Origin of the sequence: Phormidium sp. FACHB-592 (assembly GCF_014695795.1) — a bacterium.
In the GTDB taxonomy this organism is placed as follows: domain Bacteria; phylum Cyanobacteriota; class Cyanobacteriia; order Leptolyngbyales; family Leptolyngbyaceae; genus Stenomitos.
This window is the reverse complement of sequence record NZ_JACJOZ010000030.1, coordinates 72791-90651: the sequence shown is the minus strand read 5'-3', so window position 1 is coordinate 90651 and position 17861 is coordinate 72791. Positions and strand designations below refer to the sequence as shown.

The window sequence follows — 17861 nt, the reverse complement described above, 5'->3', positions numbered from 1 at the left end:
AAGGTGTGTAAAGCAACTTAAGTTTACGCAATCAACTTATCAGGAGTGAGTGGCAAGCTGCGGAGACGTTTGCCCGTTGCATGATGAACCGCATTGGCAATGGCTGCCGAAACACCCGTAATGCCAATCTCACCGACACCACGCACACCCGCCGGATTGAAGTTCAGGTCTGGTTCGCCAACAAAAGCAACATCAATGCGGGGCGTATCGGCATGGGCTGGGAAGTGGTAGGTCGCCAGATCGTAGACGACGGGATACCCTGTATTCGGGTCAAAATGGCATTCCTCCATCAGCGCTTGCCCAATGCCCATAATCACACCACCACGCACCTGGCTGGCAGCAGCTTTGGTATTGATAATGCGCCCAACATCCATCACCGATACCCATCGAGTTACACGTAGGCGTCCAATCTCTTCATCAACAGTAACTTCACAGAAGTGGGCACCCCAAGATTGAAACGCCCATTTTTTCGTTTCGTCACCGGGAGCGGAAGAAGCAGAGGCTTCGATCGCCGCCCGTCCCGACTTTTGAAGCGCTGCACAGGCTTCAGTCCCCGTTGTACAGTTAGCAGTTTTCAGGATATCTTGACAGGCTTTCATCACCGTTGGGACGAGGGAGGCGGTCATTTGGGAACCACCTGCCAGTCCACCATCGGGCAACTGCGAGTCACCCATCTCCACCCGCACCTTTTCAACCGGAACACCTAATGTTTCGGCGGCGGTAATAGCAACTACAGTGTATGATCCCGTGCCCATGTCATTGCCAGAGGTAAGGACATGGACGGAGCCATCTGGGAGCAGGCGTACTTTTGCCGAGGTTTTGCCACGGAAACCAGGGAACGTGGCAGCCGCCATGCCCCAGCCGATGAGCTTACCATCGCGGGTGAGCGATCGTGGCTCTGGTCTGTCCTTCCAGCCAAAGCGCTCTGCCCCAACTCTGAGGCAGTCAGCAAAATGCTTGGCGGAGAATGGCAAGCCCTTGCGCTGATGCTCTTTGGCTTCGTTCTTTAGCCGTAGTGCGATCGGGTCGAGCTTTAGCGCCCAGGCAAGCTCATCCATCGCTGACTCTAGCGCCCACATACCCGGAGCCTCACCCGGTGCCCGCATGAAGGTCGGTGTGCCAATGTTCATCACTGCTAGCTCTTGGTTGAGCAGCAGATTGGGAGCGGTGTACATAGCTGGAGTGACCGAGGTACAAGGCTCTGTAAAGGTTTCTACAGGCGATGTGCTGGACTTCACTTCATGGGCGATCGCGCTCAACATCCCATCTGCTGCTGCTGCTAGCCGAACGGTTTGCTCTGTTTCAGACCGATGTCCAGCATTGGCAGTTACCTGTCTCCGGCTAAGAACAACTTTCAAGGGACGCTTGATCTGACGAGCAGCAGCGGCAGCTAGAATGCCGTGAGGCCAAGGGAAGGCTTTAGAACCGAAGGCGCCCCCCAGGTAAGGGATGATAATGCGGACTTTTTCGGAGGGCAGCCCAAACAGTTCAGCATAGGTGCGCTGGCTCAAGGCAACAAACTGGGACGGTTCGTAGACCGTGAGGGCATCTGTCCCCTGCCATTGGGCAATGATGGCGTGGGGTTCCATTGGTGCATGTAGTTCAGTCGAAGTCGTGTAGGTTGCCTCCAGCTTGGTCGCGGCACCTGCCATACCTGCGGCAACATCTCCCTTCACAAACTTAAACTCCTCACCCATCTGAGGCGGCGCTTCTTTGAAAACGGCATTCTTCGCTTCGATCGTGGGCTTCTGGGCATCGTACTCGACCTTCACCAGGTGCGCGGCGTATCTTGCCCGTTCAAAGGTGTCTGCAACCACTAAGCCAATAATTTGCCCAGCGTAATGAATCTGGTCATCGGACAGGGGCAACCGGGCCTCATAGATTTTTGAGGTCATGAAATTGTTGCTGGGCTTGAATACCTTGGGGGCGTTTTTGTGTGTAAAAACCGCAGTCACGCCGGGAGCCTTTTCTGCCTCGCGGGTGTCGATCGCCTTGATGCGACCCTTGGCGATCGTCGATGTAACCACAACCCCGTGCACTAGCCCTGGAACGTCATGTTCTGCCGAGTAGGTCGCCGTACCTGTGACTTTTGCGTAGCCGTCTTTGCGGTTGACCGCTGTACCAATTACCTTGCTCATGCGATCCCTCCTCCTTTGGCTGAAACGGTGAGGGCGTGTCTAATCGCCCGCTTTGCTAATTCAACTTTGAAGCCGTTGTACTCAAGTGGCTTGGCTCCTTTCAGGGCGATCTCTGCTGCCTGTTGAAACGTTTCGGTGTTTGCAGCTTTGCCTATGAGAAATGTCTCTGCTTCCGTAAAGCGCCAGGGTTTATGTGCCATGCCACCCATTGCCAACCGTGCTGTTTTGATGCGGTTATCCGCAAGCTCGACTGCCGCTGCGACCGAAACCAGCGCAAAAGCATAGGAGGCACGATCGCGTAGCTTTAGATAAACACTCGTTTTGGCAAACGGGGCAGGGGGTAAGATAAGCGCTGTAATGAGTTCTCCCGGTTCTAGATTCGTGTCTCGTTGCGGAGTATTGCCGGGTAGCCGATGGAAATCCGTAAAGGGAATCTGCCGCTTACCTTTGGGTCCTTCCACTTCCACGATCGCATCCAGCGCTGCCAGTGGCACACACATATCAGAGGGATGCACTGCCACGCACTGATCGCTGGCTCCGAACAGGGCGTGGATGCGGTTAATGCCAGTTAAAGCGGCACAACCGGATCCAGGTTCCCGCTTATTGCAGTCAAAAGCAGTGTCGTAGTAGTAGGGGCAGCGTGTGCGTTGAAGCAAGTTGCCGCCCGTCGTTGCCACATTGCGAATTTGCTGAGACGCTCCCAGCAGAATGGCGCGTGCCAGCATAGGGTAGCTGCGCCGGACTTCGGGATGATCGGCAACGGCGGTGTTGCTCACCAGAGCACCCAGGCGCAGACCGTCTTTTGTCTGCTCAATGCGGGTCATGTCTAGACGAGTGATGTCGATCAGTTGGGACGGCTCATCTAGAAAAACCTTCATGCGATCGACTAGATTGGTGCCACCCGCAATAAACATTGATTGAGGGATCGATGCTTGCTGGACTGCCTCTTTCACGGACATCGCGCGAACATAGGAAAAGTTTTTCATGCCGAGACTCCTGCTTCGCGCACCAACATCGCTGCCGCAGGAGATGGTGGTGTTTGCCCAGTTGCCTGCTGCACTGCTGCGACAATCCCGTTGTAAGCACTACAACGACAGAGATTACCGCTCAGCCGCTCTTTGATTTCAGCTTCCGAAAGATTTGTCAGTTGGGGAGGACTGGTCAAATCTGCCGTCATAGCGCTGGCGCAACCTCGCTTCACCTCATCCAGAAGCGCAACAGAGGCGCAAATTTGCCCAGGAGTGCAGTAGCCACATTGAAACCCATCGTTCTCAATAAAGGCAGCCTGAACGGGATGCAGCGTATCTCCCTTTGCTAAGCCTTCAATCGTGACAATTTGCTTACCCTCTTGCATGACTGCTAGCGCGAGACAGGAATAGACCCGCTGCCCATCAACCAATACTGTGCAAGCTCCGCATTGTCCGTGGTCGCAGCCTTTTTTGCTGCCAGTTAGCTCCAGTCGTTCACGTAGGGCATCTAGCAGCGTCACCCGTGGTTCGATCGCTAATGTTTGTGACTGACCATTAATGTTAAGGGTTACAGACATTTCACCTTTCCCTGAAACTGGGGATGGCTTTCCAGGTTGAGCAGCAGTGGCTTGATTGAGCAATGAGGGAGCCGCGATCGCGGTTCCTGCTGCCGTCAATGCCTGCCCTAGAAAGTTCCGTCGCGTTTTATGTTTCTGACTGTCTTGAGGGGGATGCATCAGCCTTACCTCTGGTTTGCGTCCAATCTATGTCAAGACTATAAGGTATTTCACTTGAGTAGCGTTCTTCTCTATACAGGTTCAGGGCACAAAAAAGCTGAAGACATCCAGGTATAGCGTCTTTAAGTAAGAGATGCCCTTCTATGTCACTAAGCTAAGACGCGCAAAATCACGCATTGCAGCCTACAGTTAACACAAGCAGTTGTAGACACTAGCGCAGGCAATCATGCAGTTAAGCAAGCACCAAGTTGAGCAACTTGCTCTGAAACCTCCTCGGAGACTTTAATTGTCTGACCATTTGCTGCCAGATAAGTAGCTGAGCGTAAGGATTGATAAGATGCCTTTCGACTTCGCGTTCAACTGAGCGCTCACGCCGAAGTTTTAAGGCTTCTAGTCCTAGGTGTGGTTGGGTTAAGCGCCGTCGAAACCCGTTCTCTAAGTCGTGCTTAATTTAGCCCTCCTTCTTAGTAGTCGGTGGCATAACGTTACTAGGGCAGGCAAACGCATCTAAACCGATCGCAAGATGGAGTTCATGGATCACGGCTAGTAACGTCTCGAAGATCTATAAACTTTAGCTCGTACTGCCTTGCAACTAAGCTCAAAGCAGCAAATATATTTTGTAAAAATTTCCTTCAGAAAAGCTTTACGTGGTAAACACGTAAAGCTAAAGCCACGAAGCAAAGTCAGGCGTAAAACTAATACACCTGACTCAAACAGGTTTAGCGCAACCCAACGGCAGGTTAAATCTCTCTCTCCGTGTCATCGTCGCTCGCACACTTTACCCAACAGTGCCAGCATTTCCAGGTCTTCGTCAAAGCTAATCAGGTCAAGGTGTTTGGGATTTTCAAGGAACTCTCGTGCTAGCAGGTAGCCGGAGATTGTCCAGGTTTGATACTTGCGTGAGGCTTTGCCAACAAGTCTGCCATTTCTACCGTCGTAGTATTCGGGCCATTCATCTTCGCTCAACCGTCGTTCAGCCATTTCGATCGCCCGCCAGCCAAGCTCGGGTCTGCCTGTTTTTTGAGCAACAGCGGCGAGAGTCCACAGTAAGACGGGCCAGTTGCCGCCGTTGTGGTACGACCAGGGCACGTTCTTGGGGTCGCAGCCTGTAAGAATCTTCCACTCCAGATCTTCAACGGCAGGGAAGCAGATTTTCATAGGCATATAGCCGACGAGATCCTGCCAGCGCTGCTCGATCAAGTCCATAATCGATTGTGATTCGCGTTCGCTTGCCAAGGAAGAGACGATCGCCATTAAGTTGCCCAACGTAAAGAACCGGAAGTCCATTTGGGCAGGACCCAGATTACCAGCCAGATAGCCGCCTTTTTCAGGCATCCACTCGGTGAGCCAATAGGGAATGGAATCGGGATAGATGTTGAACTTGTTGACTGCTGCTTCGCCAAACTCCTCACCTCGGTAGCGATAGATGGCATTCAGCCGACTCAAATCCAACCAATAATATTCTCGAATGTGGAAATTTAAGATGCTCAACCGCTGATTGACGACCTGCCGGTAAATATCGCCTTTGCGCCCTGGAGCAAGCAATTCTTGGGCGGCTCTAAGTGCGGCATAAAAAAGCGCCTGGATTTCGAGGGGATGCCCAAACACTCCCATACGTCGATCGATCATAAACGCACCATCGGGGACAAGCATGGTGGGATACATATCGAAGCGATCGGCTAGGCACAGTTTGAGAATCAAAATAATACCGTTTTGAAACTCTGGATCATGTGCCAGCGTCATATCGCCCGTTGCTTTCACGTACGCTCGTAGCAGAATGATCCACCAGAGGCAAGAATCAACCGGCGTGACTCGACCGATCGCGTGTTCGCCAAAATCTGCCGTCAGGTATTGATGACCGTCCCACGCTTCGACCTTAAAGCTGGCTGGCATCAACCCCTGCCCCGCATTGAAGCAGTCCATCTGCTTATCGCTACTTTGCAATCCCAGCGTTTCGACCAAAAAATTGCGAACAATTTCGTACCGTCCTTTGATCAAAAACAGTAGTGCTGCCGACACATAATCGCGCACAAAGCACTGGTCGTAATTGAGCGATTCAACATACGGGTCGCGTGCTGCTACGGTGCCAACGGGGCGACCCCGATAGTGAACGATCGCATCTTCCAACAATTCCCAGGCTTCTTTAACGAAATTGTTCTGTCCTTGCATTGCTTGCCTTGCGCTCCTCGCGCTGTCCATAATTCGGTTTGTACGCGGTCAAAACAACATGAAACCCAGCCAAGTTGAGATCATGACCTCAAGCGACTGAGCTTCTTAAGCACTAAGGCTGATCAAGCATTCAAGGTCTTTGTGCGCTCATCAGGCTAGTTTTGTACTCTGCGGCACCCCAGAAAAACGAAACGGTCGCGTACTGCCAACGCTCGTGATGCGCGGCGCTACGGTGATCGCGTCTGCCCAACCAACGTTAGTCAAGCGATCGTTTATAGCCTCTTCAAGCAAAACCTGAATTGAGCGTTAACTGTCTTAAAAAACTTATACGCCTAGCTTAGTTCCTACCAGGAGGGATCTTCAGTAAATTCTTGGTGAGGGAGAGCGTTAAAGTGATCGAGAATGATAAAGATTCAGTAGCCCCGTAATTCTACGTACGTTCTCCGCTGCTTAAATTAGCTTTCAGCTTTCAGCTTTCAGCCTTTAACGTCCATACTGACTGCTAACTACTGACCACTGACTGCTGAAAACCTTTTGTGCTGGCGACCGATGCAGTAGTGTAGGATGAGGCACAGGAATGGTTAGACTTGCCACCACTCCAAGCTCTCGGTTAATGATTGCCCTCAATTATCCGCACTTATAGAGCGCTGCTCTATGCGTTAATTACAGCACCATGCTATAAGCTTTATAGTACAAATGTTTTATTTTTACCCCTATGGTCCAATACACGCTCGTTCAAAGCCCCGAAGTCATTCTGACCGTTCCTGGTAAAGACTCAGTGAAAGCACGCGAAAAAGCGATGGATCAGTTGATCGAACTGATGGATGCTGGCGAACTCCAAACCGAACTTTCTGACGGCTTTGCTCCTCAACAGTTTATTGAAGTGAAAGAACCTACCGCAAACCCCAGCCCCGAAGAAGATGCCGTGACCCATGCGGTGCAAGTACTTAGCAACCTGGCAACGTTAAAGCTCAAACTGCAAGATTCCCGCACAGAAGCACTTCAGGTACGTGCCAAAATCGATATCTTGTTTAGCGATGAGCCCGTCAGCGAAGAAGAAATTGCCAGCCTGAAAGATGGCTTCAAAGCTTTGAAAACTTACGCGCAGGCAAACCTTCGCTATAAAGAAGCAAGAAGCCAGGCAGAAGATGCCCGTAGTGTGCTCGATCGCGCCCTCAATGCCACAGAAACAGAACCGAAAGCTAGCAAAAAGGGTGAAAACTAGCGATCGGGCTTTACGTCTTGCGTTATGAGTTGAGTCAACCGAAAATCTACCGTGCTGCTCTATGTTCAAATTTTCAGGCAACCGTCCTACTCAGCTTGGTGTCAGCAATGGTCGGCTGTTGCCCTGTCCTGGCACTCCCAACTGTGTTTGCAGCTATGATCAGGCAGCAGAACACGCGATCGCGCCACTCTCCTTCACGACAACGCCAGCGGAAGCCTGGGCAAACCTTAAAACAGTGATCCAATCCCTGGAGCGGACACAGATCGTCAGCGAAACGAGCGATTATCTCTACGTTGAGTTTGCCAGCAAGCTGATGGGCTTTGTTGATGACGTTGAGTTTTATCTCGACGCACCCCAGAACGTCATTCACGTACGGTCAGCATCACGCTTAGGCAAATCAGATCTGGGTGTAAACCGCAGCCGCATTGAGTCGATTCGTACAAAGCTGCAAGAAGCACAAGCGGCTGTACAACGGGTTTAATTGGGGCGTAGCAACGCTTTCATCAACACCAGTAGAGCCATGCGTTAGCCTCGGCTCCCGATCGTCGTCTGAAACGCAGGTCGTTCGGACAGCCGCTTGAGGTACGCCATGAGTGTTGGATAGGCGCTGAAGTCCATTTGAAAGCGCATTTGGAAAAAGCCCAGCGTAGAACCAATGGCAACATCAGCCGCACTGAAGGCTTCGCCCAGCAGAAAGGGTTGCTGCACCAGCATCAGGTCGATCGGCTTGATTAAACGAGACATTTCACGATCGCGCGTTGTTTCATTTAACAGCTCTGGTCCTAGCGTGGCATTGGCAAACAAAACCCACTGTGCAATCTCAGCGCGCTGCTCAGCGGTGTCACTCTTGCCGTACTTATCTGCCAGGTAAAGCAGGATTGCGCCCGACTCCCACAGCTTGAAGTCACCATCCATAATCGCAGGCACCTTTCCAATCGGATTGATGGCTGTATAATCCGACTCCAAATGTTCACCCGCCTGCATATCCAGCAGCACAAACTCATAGGGCACCTCCAGTTCCGCTAAGAGCCACTGCACGATCGAGGCGCGACTAAACTTCCCACCATAAAGCTTGAGCATAGAAACCTTTTACAAAAAACTCAGTCGTTGATGATGAGCCATCCAACAACCAAAACACCAACAACCAAACACTAGAGCACCTTATGTGTGTACTCATGCTGCTTTACATTATCCTCAGTCTTGACGAGGCGCTGCGAATTGAGTACCCGCTTGCGCTCAACCGAATAAGCAAAATCGCTACGGCTCGAGCCGACTGGGATATGTGCTTGAGCAACGGGACGCACCTTATAAGTACGAGCAGCCGCGATCGTCCGTTCTACAAACTCATCGCAAAACTGGGCAGTGGTGGGGAAAGTAGTTGGTAGCTGCGGGGTCTCACCGACAAAGACAGCTCCGAGGGTTGTCGCGAATGCCGTTTGATAGGAGGTTGGAATCCCTTTAACGATCGCTTCTAACGCTGCTGAAGGAATTGGCTCGACGATCGCAACCTCATGCACTTCACCCTCATCTTTGATGAAACAGCTTGCCAAGCCCAAAACAATATAATCATCGGCTGTTAAATCAGGCGCATTCAAGTCAAACGTTGCAGTTGTCATAGAAAAATCCAAAGTGCAAATCCGGCGTTAACAAATCGATCGCTGTGTTGCATTCTACCAACTTCACAGGGACGCTTCCCATTCCCTCTCCATCTTCTTATCCGTTCTCTCTCTGTTTTGATCGTTCATCTTTCCTTACGTTTTACTACTTACCCCTCACTTTTTATCCCTCTCGTCCGAAAGCCACACAGACATCTGGCACCCTAATGAAGCGACCGGACACACGATCGACCCAAGCCACGAAAGACCTACTTAGCAAGCGTATTGAGGCATAGTTAGCCCTAGTCGGCGAAAACTCTGTCTTAAGACACATGAGCAAGTGACACATAAATAGAGCACCTCCCAAAGGAAAATCCCCTAGTGTAATCGCATACCTAAGGTAGGAAGGCTATGAACTCTCGCATACATCAGGGTCGGCAGCACAGTGTTAACCTGTCCGCCCGACATAATGCCTCAGTTATCACGAAACCTCGCTGCAAGCGCAGTCTAGAGAGCAAGCAAAGTGCGTCCGATCGCTCTGGGGCTAGTGCTGCGTCCCCTAGTTTGGCTGAACAGAGTGTTTTGCTTCGTGAGGAAGCTTTCTGTGAAATCCAGCAAGGCAACTATGCAGCCGCGATCGCCCTCCTCAGCTTACTCATCAATCGCAATCCTAATAGTCCCAGCAGCGTTAATGACTATAACAATCGGGGACTGCTGTACTTTCAAACAGGGCAGTTTGCTGCGGCTCTGGCTGACTACAACCAGGCACTGCAACTAAACCCTGAACTTGCGAAAATCTACAACAATCGTGCGAACTGTTACGCCTCAATGGGGCGACCAATGGAAGCACTCTTTGACTATGAAACGGCGCTTGATCTCAACCCAACGAATATTCATGCCCGCATGAACCAGGGCATCACGTTCTGTGAGCTAGAGATGTACGATCAAGCGATCGAAAACTTTGACCTCGCCCTCCAGTTTGATCAGATGCGAAGTGGTGGTGCTACGGCACCGGGCGTTTCGATCGCAGGGCACATTTATGCCCAGCGCGGTCGTACGTCTCATCTAGCTGGTGATTGGAACTATGCCATTACCGACTACCGCCGCGCCCTTGCTGCCCTCTCACCCACCGATAGCCTACTGCTAGATGTATCGCATCGCCTGCGACTGCAAGTTGAACTTTGGTTGGATGACCTCCTCGATCCCCTCTCTGATATAGAGGAATAAGGGACGCTGCTGCGACTTAAAGGGTTTTACCACTGCAACTCTGGCGTGCATCTACCGTGCCAGGTATGGAGCTTGCAGCTTATCTAGACTATTGTCCGCCCGCACGTCGGAACACAATGCGTCGCTGCTGAGTACCGATACGATTACTCTGAGCTTGCATATTAGCGCCTGTCTGATACGGGTCAAAGTATTGTTTGAATTTGTTTTGGGTGCGTTCTACCCGTTCTTCCGTCGCTGCTACTGTAACTTGCAGTTCTTGCAATTTAGCAGCCTGGGATGAGCGATAGGGTAAAAGCTGGGACAACGCACCGATCGCTGCTGCTGACAAAACGACATTAACCGATAGCTTTACAGTAGTTTCAATGAGAGCAGCACGATAGGGGCGCTGTTTTACCTTCGTTTTCTGGCGAGGAACCGTCCGGAGGGGGCGCTGCGGCTGTGGCGGAAAGGAGGACGGTTTCAGTGCGTGCATGATAGTTCAGTCCGGTCTAGGCGGCAAACAGTAGAGCAATCCTTGATATAGGTCTATAGCTTAGTCGCAATCACAGTAAAACGATCGCGCTATCTTTCAAAGCATAAGTCCCGCAGCAAAGCCTGCTCTATTAAAGTCAACAATACTTAAGTTGGCAACTTTAAAGTTTAAGCAAATTCTTTAGAAAAACAGAAACTTAGCGCCAAGACTTGCAAGGCAAAAAGGCAAGTAGCCTGCTTCAGCGATCGTGCATTTAGATGATTGACTCACCTCACCAACCCAATGACAGCATCGGGCGATCGTCATGCCAAACCGCAAAACAGGCTACCTGAAACGCTATTTGTACTAGCGTCGTTTATTTATAAAGCTCGGTGGACAACCGTAAGGCAAGAATGCCAGGAACGAGTGCGACCACTAAAGCGATGAAAATTTGAGTATCCGATAGCATTGTCTGAAAACTCCTTACTGTGGGGTTTATAGTTCCCCAATGTCCTCTAAAGTGAGCACTTCGGGAACAACTTGTTACAAGATGCAATAGATCCGATGACTTTGCAATCCCCCTGTAGGTACTGTCTCGAAGCCTGAATCAAGCACCTTTACTAGCGATTTTTTGCGCTTAGGCGTTAGGCTTAAAGCGTAGGGTTGAGTACGCTCAAGCGTGGGGATCACTCACCATGAGCCACTAACTCTGTGCACTAAGGCTATGTAGCAGGCAACTGCAACCACTACTGTCTATGTTTATGAGGCTTAGTTTATGAGGCTTATGTGTTTATAACGATCGCCTCTTAGAGTTTGGACTGCAACTGTTTCACCCTGGTCGTTATGCAAAACTAAGTGGTAGCACGATCGCTTGCTAAGGATAGTGTGTTTCCTGACGGCAGAGACAAGCCGTGCCCCTAACCTGTAATGTTTGAACTTTAGATTTGAAGCTTAGAAATCACTGAATGCTAGATCAATTACTGGACTCTCCTAATTTTGGGCTGGAAACGCTGCTGGTGCTGCCCGTTTTAATCGCGCTGGAAGCAGTGTTGTCGGCTGATAACGCGATCGCTCTTGCAGCACTGGCACAGGGCTTGGAAGATAGTGCCTTACAGAAGCGTGCGCTTAACATTGGTCTGGTTGTTGCTTACATTCTCCGCGTTGGTCTAATTTTGACGGCAACGTGGGTCGTAAAATTTTGGCAGTTTGAGTTGGCAGGCGCACTCTACCTGCTGTGGCTGGTTTTTCAGTATTTCACGTCTAAGCCAGATGCCGATGATGAAAATTTGCATCATGGACCGCGCTTTACCTCGCTCTGGCAGGCGATCCCCATCATTGGCGTGACGGATTTAGCCTTTTCGCTTGATAGCGTGACAACAGCGATCGCTGTGTCTCAAGAAACCTGGCTGATTTTGATTGGTGCAACGATCGGCATTATCACCCTCCGCTTTATGGCAGGGCTATTTATCCGCTGGCTCAAAGAATTTCGGCATTTAGAAGATGCAGGCTACGTCACTGTCGCGCTAGTAGGGCTACGGCTACTGGTACGGGTGATTAATGATGCCCTCGTCCCGCCAGAGTGGGTAATGGTAAGCGCGATTGCCCTCATTTTCTTGTGGGGCTTCTCTGAGCGCAATGAAGTGGTAGACAGCACTGTGCTAGAAAGTGCGACTGAAGCCAAAGAACCAGAAAAGGAAAAAGCGGAACTGTAAGGTTTCAAACACTGGCTCAGGCAAGAAAGCGGGTTCTGATCAGATGAGTATGAATCACACTCGCCTAGAACCCCGCTTTCTCAAGGCAAGCTACTCGTGAATCCACGACAGCAGCGAGGGCTGCCAGTTTGCGAGTTCTTCTTCTTTAAACCAGAGACTAATCTCTTGCTGTGCCGTTTCAGGTGCATCAGAGCCATGAATCAGGTTGCGACCGACATTCACCCCAAAGTCACCGCGAATCGTTCCTGGTTCAGCATTTAGAGGGTTGGTAGCGCCAATAATTTTACGCGCAGAGGCAATAACGCCTTCGCCTTCCCAGACCATAGCCACAACGGGACCAGACGTGATGAAGTCTACTAACCCAGCAAAGAAAGGACGTTCTCGATGTACGCCGTAATGGGTCTCTGCTAGCTCACGGCTGACATTCATCAGCTTTAAGCCAACTAGAGTGAACCCTTTTGTTTCAAAGCGACGGATGATTTCGCCGATGAGTTTGCGCTGTACGCCGTCGGGCTTGATTGCCAAAAATGTCCGTTCCAAAGCAACTCCTGGAGTTTAATCAACTGTTACAGCACCAGATTAGCTCAAAAGGTAAAAGGCAAAAGGTAAAAGGCAAAAGAACTAGGGAGGACAGCCAAGGGATTCACGGGTGTCTACGCCTGTAACGGGATTAGTGCCACTGGCAGTTTTGCAGAGTTGCACGACCTGGGTGCGATCGAGCACGGCATCACTAAAATCGGCACCTGTCACCGTTGCATTCCGAAAAATAGACTTGAGCATCATTGCTGATGTGAGAATAGCGTCGCTTAAGTCTGCATCAGTCAGATTAGTGAGATAGGTAATCCCATTGCTGAGATTCGCACCATGCAAGTTTGCACCAACGAGATCTGAGCCATTGAACACCGCACCTTGCAAATCGGCTCCACTGAAGTTGGCACCTTGTAGCTGTGCCCCAGTAAATTCTTCTCTGATTAAGCTTTGCCCAGAGTAGTCTTTGAGGGTTGCCTCAGCCGCATCGTAGGCTCGTACAGCGGCTGAACTAGCGGCTTGGGCAGGAGACGGTAGTGCGGTGATGGTGAGCAAAACTGCCAGGAGCACACCCCACAAAGGCTGCCAAAAAAATTGAAGAAGACGCATAGGAATTTAAGTTGGTTGAACCGCTTGCCATCGTCAAACTTAACACCCTTTGCTTGCCTGCTGGTGTTTCGGCGGTTGTGATAGGAGGGAGAAGGCAAAGGGCAAAGGGCAGAAGGTAGAGGGCAAAGGGCAAAGGGCAGAAGATTCTGCAGGCATGAAGGCTTTAGGGGTGCCGTCGTCTCGGTTGCTATTGGAACGGTCTTGTTTGAAGCCGCAATGTTTCGGTTGAGACTTGAGGCAGTCTTACTTCAAGTTTCAAGTAGGAAATTTGTTGATTTAAGTCGGAATGATCGCGCTTGAAATTCCAACGATGCTGTTCTGAAAGAAGCTTTCAGAGCACAGAACTGAATTGATCACAGATTTTCTATCAAGAGTGCGTGAACTGCCGTATGTCGTAGTCTACATCTGGCGATTGATGTAGGTTCTTAGCTCTTTATCTCTCTCATGAGCATTTAGTGAAGAACCAGACAGATGGTTGTAGGAGCAGTAAGAATGTAACAAGCTTCAACAAGTAAGCTTCGGGGTTGCATGACCAACGATCACGGTTAGAAGATAGCCCATCGTGGGAACGATTCAGGTAGTTAGCCTTGCTCAAACAGCCCTTACACACTTTTGCCCATGCCACCCACTAGCTTGCAGACAGCTCTACAAAGTCTCCCAACAGATGCTCAAGAAGCCGTTGTCGACCATCAATTTATTCAGCCTGCTCTCCTAGCAGCGCTAGGCTTTGGGACAGGTGAAGTGTATCCACAATATGACACTGGAAAAGGTGCCGTTGACTATGCCGTTCGCAAGAAAAGTGGGGAAGACGTTTTCCTAAATACAAAGGCTAATCCTTATCTTTTAATTGAACTGAAAGGTCAAGACATTAACCTATGTGAAGGTTCAGCAGGATACAAAAGTACAGTCGCACAGCTTAAACGCTACCTTTTAGGCAGTAGTTGCCAAAGCGCACAATGGGGCATCATTACTAACTCTGTCCATATTCAGCTTTTTCGTAAACATGGTAAGGTCATTCACCCAGTAACAGCGTGTCTTGAAATTACGCCCGAAAACGCCGACAAACTTATTGCTTCGCTACGCCGACAAATTGAGCAGCCTACCAAAGCGTTAACAGTCGCGGTCTACAACAATAAAGGCGGCGTTGGCAAAACCACTACCACTGTTAATCTCGCTGCGATCCTCACCTTACTGGGAAAGAAGGTCTTGGTTGTAGACTGCGATCCCAATCAGCAAGATCTCACCAGTTCTTTAGGGTTGATAGCAAATGAGGGTGATGTTTCCGAGGCGCTAATGACTCGCAACGGCGACCTACGTCCTGCGATCAAACCGTTTGTAGTAACGTCCAAGGCATTAGGTAAAGCGTTCTCTTTTGATGTCATCCCTGCGGATAAGCGCTTCGTTGAGGACATCGATCAGGAGAAGAAACAACTTGATGAGGTGCAGCTTCGCCAAAAGCTCAAGCCTGAATACTTGCGTCGAAGCTTAGAACCACTCAAGTCTGAATACGACTACATTTTGGTTGACTCGCCGCCCAACTGGCGCATTTTTAGTCAACTGGCTGTTTATGCTGCTGATGTAGTTTTGATGCCAACTAAGCACAACAACCTGTTTTCTTTGGAAAATGCTGCACTTGTAATGAAGAAATTCATTCCTGAAGCTCAGAAAGAGCGAGGTGATGTTATCCCAATCGCACTACCCATCTTCTTCAACGGCGAAAAAATTACTCCTCCTCAATTGGCTGCCGCTCAACACGAGGTGAATAACATTGTCAAGCTGGCAAGAAAAGATGGCTTTGATCTCGTACCGCATTTTTATCCTCGGTATACAAATGCCAAGAGAGATTTACATATCTTTGAAGTGCCTAGCTACGCTAATATCGCCAATGCTGCGTTCTCACGCATTCCTGCTACTTACCGCGATAAAACAGCCCGTGATTACTATTTGGCTCTAGCAAAGGAGTACTTTCTACAATGAGCACATTTACTGATGTTGGCAATCTTATGCATTTGTACTTGGATGAAATCGATCCAGGTAAAGGAACTGATGCGTCAGAATTTTTAATCACCGCAACGGCAAAGCAACTGAATGATGCCGGTGGACGCAACTGGTTGCCTGTGATTGTGAGAGAAACAGACAAAGATCAATATGAGGTTATTAGTAATGCCTTCATCTATGCCGTAGCAGAAGCAGCCGGTTTAGAACGAGTTTGGTGCATCATTGCAGATTCCAGCCAAGAAACCGCTAACGTTGCCCAACTGCTTGCGGGTGAAGCCATTCCTAAAGTAAATCTCTCAACCGCATCCAGAGACGAAATCATGGCAGCACTGGAGTATCTGATTGAACAACCTGCTAGTGCGTTGAAGGGCGTGAAACCTTCGGTGGCAACTAATCGTATTGAGGAAGCCCCACGACAATATTGGAAAACCTTTGATGCGATCGTGGCGCTCAAGTGCGGCATCACGAAAGGCAAGAAACTCGATGTCTTGAAGCAAGTATTTTACTTAACACCGCAACCATTACCTGACGTAATTAAAGATCGTGTACTTTTGCAGACTCTAACCATTGCGGAACTGAAGACAATGGCAAAGAAGCGGGAAATCGCTGGCTATACCAAGCTGAAAAAGCCCGATCTGGTTGACCTACTGAGCCAGTAGTTAGTAAGAAAACTCTACACAAAATATCGCTTCCTTCAACGGCTTGATGAGTGTGATCGCAAAATGCTGACTTGCATCAGCTTCAAACAACATATGGCTGACTATTTACCTCAGCTAGAACAGGCGATTTCTGCCATCAAAGTCCTTGAAACAACTGATCCAGACTCCGAAGCGTTCAGTCTAGGCACTTGCCGATTTGCACGTCGCATCAACTATCCTGGAACCTTATTCTGAAGGAATGCGAGAGGCGATCGACCAGTTTACAGAAGACCGTTCTGATAGAGAGTGAATGCGGCACTTGCTTCAATAAGTGGGTGGGCGCGATCGCCTAAAACTGTTCCACACCTTCAAATTGCTTTGCCACGCTTGACCCTGCCCCTTCACCACAGGTACGTGGTGTTGGAAAAATCTTGCCAGGATTCGCGAGTTCTCTAGGGTTAAAGGTCTGTCGCACCCATTGCATTGTTTCCAAGTCAGCGTCGGTAAACATCTCTGGCATATAGCAGCGCTTGTCGGCACCAATGCCATGTTCACCTGAAATGCTGCCGCCTACTTGCACACAAAGCTTGAGAATCGCCCCACCCAATTCCTCCACCTGTTCCAAAGCGCCCGGAACAGCATTGTCGTACAGAATTAAGGGATGTAGGTTGCCATCACCTGCATGAAACACATTTGCCACGTTATAGCCGTGTTTCTCACCTAACGTCTCAATTTCCCTCAGCACATACTCCAGCTTGGTGCGGGGAATCACGCCATCCTGCACGTAGTAATCAGGGCTAATTTTGCCCATCGCAGCGAAGGCAGCTTTGCGTCCTTTCCACAAGGTTAACCGTTCATCGGGATCCGTGGCGATCCGCACACTACGGGCACCATTCTGAAAACAGATGGCTTCGACGCGCTGGCTGTTTGCTTCTGCCTCAACGTCTAACCCATCCACTTCAATCAGCAAAATTGCTACAGCATCACGGGGGTAGCAGTTTGTACGCACAACATCCTCGACCGCGTTGATGCTAAAGTTGTCCATCATTTCCATGCCGCCAGGAATGATGCCAGCGCTAATGATGTCCGAAACGGTTGCGCCTGCGGCTTCAATACTGGTGAAGTCTGCCAGCAACACACGCACCGCTTCTGGGGCTTTGAGAATTTTGAGCGTGATCTCAGTGGCAATGCCTAGGGTGCCTTCAGAGCCTACAAAAAGCCCAGTGAGGTCATACCCTGGCATTTCAGGAACAGTGCCACCAACATCAACGATCGCCCCATCCGGCAGAACGAGCTTCAATCCCAAGACATGATTGGTTGTCACACCATATTTAAGACAGTGAACGCCACCGGAATTTTCGGCAACATTGCCACCCACCGAACAGATAATCTGGCTAGAAGGGTCAGGTGCGTAGTAGAAACCAGCACCACTCACTGCTTGCGTCACCCAGTTATTAATAACTCCAGGCTGGACGACGACCCGCTGATTTTCCAGATCAATGTCGAGAATGCGCTTCATTAGTGCAGTGACGATGAGGACGCAATCATTAGTTGGTAATGCACCCCCTGAAAGACCCGTACCAGAACCGCGTGCGACAAAGGGAAGGTTGTAGCGATCGCACACCTTCACCACAGCGGCGACATCTTCCGTAGTGCGAGGCAAGACGACAACGGAGGGACGATTGCGGTAGCTGGTCAGCCCATCGCATTCATACACCAGCAATTCTTCGCGTTTGCGAACCACGCCGTTTTTGCCCAAGATGGCTTCAAACTCACGGACGATCGGCTGCCAATCGCGTTTTGTCTCTTGCTGGGGTTCCTGAATGAGCATAGTGATCTAAGACTAAGTAGTGAATGTTGCTCGGT

At 50.1% G+C, this 17861-nt stretch carries 17 protein-coding genes; 6 read left to right on the top strand and 11 right to left on the bottom strand.

The window, feature by feature from the left end; translation table 11 throughout:
• Window positions 1–23 precede the first annotated feature (23 nt).
• From H6F86_RS06600 to H6F86_RS06585, 4 genes are all read right to left on the bottom strand, one after another.
• A complete protein-coding gene (locus H6F86_RS06600; protein ID WP_190447317.1) occupies window positions 24–2138 on the bottom strand; it encodes a xanthine dehydrogenase family protein molybdopterin-binding subunit in 2115 nt (704 codons plus the stop codon).
• Window positions 2135–3124: a xanthine dehydrogenase family protein subunit M gene (locus H6F86_RS06595; RefSeq protein ID WP_190447316.1), complete on the bottom strand. Its 990-nt coding sequence runs from the start codon at window positions 3122–3124 to the stop codon at window positions 2135–2137. Before H6F86_RS06595 ends, H6F86_RS06600 begins: the two co-directional genes overlap by 4 nt.
• Window positions 3121–3843 (bottom strand): 2Fe-2S iron-sulfur cluster-binding protein, encoded by a 723-nt coding sequence (locus tag H6F86_RS06590; RefSeq protein ID WP_242033390.1) that lies wholly within the window; start codon window positions 3841–3843, stop codon window positions 3121–3123. The genes H6F86_RS06595 and H6F86_RS06590 overlap by 4 nt, the downstream gene beginning before the upstream one ends.
• A 759-nt stretch (window positions 3844–4602) precedes the next feature.
• On the bottom strand, window positions 4603–6012 hold the full coding sequence (locus H6F86_RS06585) for a glycoside hydrolase 100 family protein (protein WP_190447314.1): 1410 nt from the start codon (window positions 6010–6012) through the stop codon (window positions 4603–4605).
• A gap of 715 nt (window positions 6013–6727) precedes the next feature.
• Between H6F86_RS06585 and H6F86_RS06575 the strand changes: the two genes are divergently transcribed.
• The gene (locus H6F86_RS06575) at window positions 6728–7237 is read left to right on the top strand and encodes a hypothetical protein (protein WP_190447311.1); all 510 of its coding nucleotides are present in this window, start codon (window positions 6728–6730) and stop codon (window positions 7235–7237) included.
• A 61-nt stretch (window positions 7238–7298) separates the two neighbouring features.
• The gene (locus tag H6F86_RS06570; RefSeq protein ID WP_190447309.1) at window positions 7299–7718 is read left to right on the top strand and encodes a DUF1499 domain-containing protein; all 420 of its coding nucleotides are present in this window, start codon (window positions 7299–7301) and stop codon (window positions 7716–7718) included.
• Between the two features lie 44 nt (window positions 7719–7762).
• On the opposite strand, the gene H6F86_RS06565 is transcribed toward H6F86_RS06570, so the two are convergent.
• Both H6F86_RS06565 and H6F86_RS06560 read right to left on the bottom strand, forming a co-directional pair.
• The gene (locus H6F86_RS06565) at window positions 7763–8317 is read right to left on the bottom strand and encodes a glutathione S-transferase family protein (protein ID WP_190447308.1); all 555 of its coding nucleotides are present in this window, start codon (window positions 8315–8317) and stop codon (window positions 7763–7765) included.
• 71 nt (window positions 8318–8388) lie between these two features.
• Window positions 8389–8853 (bottom strand): hypothetical protein, encoded by a 465-nt coding sequence (locus H6F86_RS06560; protein WP_190447306.1) that lies wholly within the window; start codon window positions 8851–8853, stop codon window positions 8389–8391.
• 390 nt (window positions 8854–9243) lie between these two features.
• On the opposite strand from H6F86_RS06560, the gene H6F86_RS06555 reads away from it, so the two are divergent.
• Window positions 9244–10059, top strand: coding sequence for a tetratricopeptide repeat protein (locus H6F86_RS06555; protein WP_190447305.1), 816 nt, complete (start codon window positions 9244–9246; stop codon window positions 10057–10059).
• 88 nt (window positions 10060–10147) lie between these two features.
• Here the strand turns inward: H6F86_RS06555 and H6F86_RS06550 are convergent, their stop codons facing one another.
• Window positions 10148–10531 (bottom strand): hypothetical protein, encoded by a 384-nt coding sequence (locus tag H6F86_RS06550; protein ID WP_190447304.1) that lies wholly within the window; start codon window positions 10529–10531, stop codon window positions 10148–10150.
• 355 nt (window positions 10532–10886) lie between these two features.
• Window positions 10887–10979 (bottom strand): photosystem I reaction center subunit XII, encoded by a 93-nt coding sequence (psaM, locus tag H6F86_RS06545; RefSeq protein WP_190447303.1) that lies wholly within the window; start codon window positions 10977–10979, stop codon window positions 10887–10889.
• A gap of 496 nt (window positions 10980–11475) precedes the next feature.
• On the opposite strand from psaM, the gene H6F86_RS06540 reads away from it, so the two are divergent.
• Entirely contained in the window at window positions 11476–12222 is a 747-nt protein-coding gene (locus H6F86_RS06540) for a DUF475 domain-containing protein (protein WP_190447302.1), read from the top strand.
• 90 nt (window positions 12223–12312) lie between these two features.
• Here the strand turns inward: H6F86_RS06540 and ndk are convergent, their stop codons facing one another.
• Both ndk and H6F86_RS06530 read right to left on the bottom strand, forming a co-directional pair.
• Window positions 12313–12762, bottom strand: a complete 450-nt coding sequence (gene ndk, locus H6F86_RS06535) for a nucleoside-diphosphate kinase (RefSeq protein WP_190447301.1) — start codon at window positions 12760–12762, stop codon at window positions 12313–12315.
• 81 nt (window positions 12763–12843) lie between these two features.
• Window positions 12844–13359 carry a pentapeptide repeat-containing protein gene (locus tag H6F86_RS06530; RefSeq protein ID WP_190447300.1) on the bottom strand — a complete coding sequence of 172 codons (516 nt, stop codon included), beginning with the start codon at window positions 13357–13359 and terminating at the stop codon, window positions 12844–12846.
• Window positions 13360–13977: 618 nt separating this feature from the next.
• Between H6F86_RS06530 and H6F86_RS06525 the strand changes: the two genes are divergently transcribed.
• Both H6F86_RS06525 and H6F86_RS06520 read left to right on the top strand, forming a co-directional pair.
• Complete coding sequence (locus H6F86_RS06525) at window positions 13978–15336, top strand: AAA family ATPase (RefSeq protein ID WP_190447299.1); 1359 nt, start codon at window positions 13978–13980, stop codon at window positions 15334–15336.
• On the top strand, window positions 15333–16016 hold the full coding sequence (locus tag H6F86_RS06520) for a Rho termination factor N-terminal domain-containing protein (protein ID WP_190447298.1): 684 nt from the start codon (window positions 15333–15335) through the stop codon (window positions 16014–16016). Before H6F86_RS06525 ends, H6F86_RS06520 begins: the two co-directional genes overlap by 4 nt.
• A 328-nt stretch (window positions 16017–16344) precedes the next feature.
• Here H6F86_RS06520 and glcD read toward each other — a convergent pair whose 3' ends face one another.
• Window positions 16345–17826, bottom strand: a complete 1482-nt coding sequence (glcD, locus tag H6F86_RS06515) for a glycolate oxidase subunit GlcD (RefSeq protein ID WP_190447297.1) — start codon at window positions 17824–17826, stop codon at window positions 16345–16347.
• Window positions 17827–17861: the final 35 nt, after the last annotated feature.

Bases quoted from the DNA above. Each gene is read 5' to 3' on its own strand.
- H6F86_RS06600 (WP_190447317.1), bottom strand. From the start codon at position 2,138: ATGAGCAAGGTAATTGGTACAGCGGTCAACCGCAAAGACGGCTACGCA.
- H6F86_RS06595 (WP_190447316.1), bottom strand. From the start codon at position 3,124: ATGAAAAACTTTTCCTATGTTCGCGCGATGTCCGTGAAAGAGGCAGTC.
- H6F86_RS06590 (WP_242033390.1), bottom strand. From the start codon at position 3,843: ATGCATCCCCCTCAAGACAGTCAGAAACATAAAACGCGACGGAACTTT.
- H6F86_RS06585 (WP_190447314.1), bottom strand. From the start codon at position 6,012: ATGCAAGGACAGAACAATTTCGTTAAAGAAGCCTGGGAATTGTTGGAA.
- H6F86_RS06575 (WP_190447311.1), top strand. From the start codon at position 6,728: ATGGTCCAATACACGCTCGTTCAAAGCCCCGAAGTCATTCTGACCGTT.
- H6F86_RS06570 (WP_190447309.1), top strand. From the start codon at position 7,299: ATGTTCAAATTTTCAGGCAACCGTCCTACTCAGCTTGGTGTCAGCAAT.
- H6F86_RS06565 (WP_190447308.1), bottom strand. From the start codon at position 8,317: ATGCTCAAGCTTTATGGTGGGAAGTTTAGTCGCGCCTCGATCGTGCAG.
- H6F86_RS06560 (WP_190447306.1), bottom strand. From the start codon at position 8,853: ATGACAACTGCAACGTTTGACTTGAATGCGCCTGATTTAACAGCCGAT.
- H6F86_RS06555 (WP_190447305.1), top strand. From the start codon at position 9,244: ATGAACTCTCGCATACATCAGGGTCGGCAGCACAGTGTTAACCTGTCC.
- H6F86_RS06550 (WP_190447304.1), bottom strand. From the start codon at position 10,531: ATGCACGCACTGAAACCGTCCTCCTTTCCGCCACAGCCGCAGCGCCCC.
- psaM (WP_190447303.1), bottom strand. From the start codon at position 10,979: ATGCTATCGGATACTCAAATTTTCATCGCTTTAGTGGTCGCACTCGTT.
- H6F86_RS06540 (WP_190447302.1), top strand. From the start codon at position 11,476: ATGCTAGATCAATTACTGGACTCTCCTAATTTTGGGCTGGAAACGCTG.
- H6F86_RS06530 (WP_190447300.1), bottom strand. From the start codon at position 13,359: ATGCGTCTTCTTCAATTTTTTTGGCAGCCTTTGTGGGGTGTGCTCCTG.
- H6F86_RS06525 (WP_190447299.1), top strand. From the start codon at position 13,978: ATGCCACCCACTAGCTTGCAGACAGCTCTACAAAGTCTCCCAACAGAT.
- H6F86_RS06520 (WP_190447298.1), top strand. From the start codon at position 15,333: ATGAGCACATTTACTGATGTTGGCAATCTTATGCATTTGTACTTGGAT.
- glcD (WP_190447297.1), bottom strand. From the start codon at position 17,826: ATGCTCATTCAGGAACCCCAGCAAGAGACAAAACGCGATTGGCAGCCG.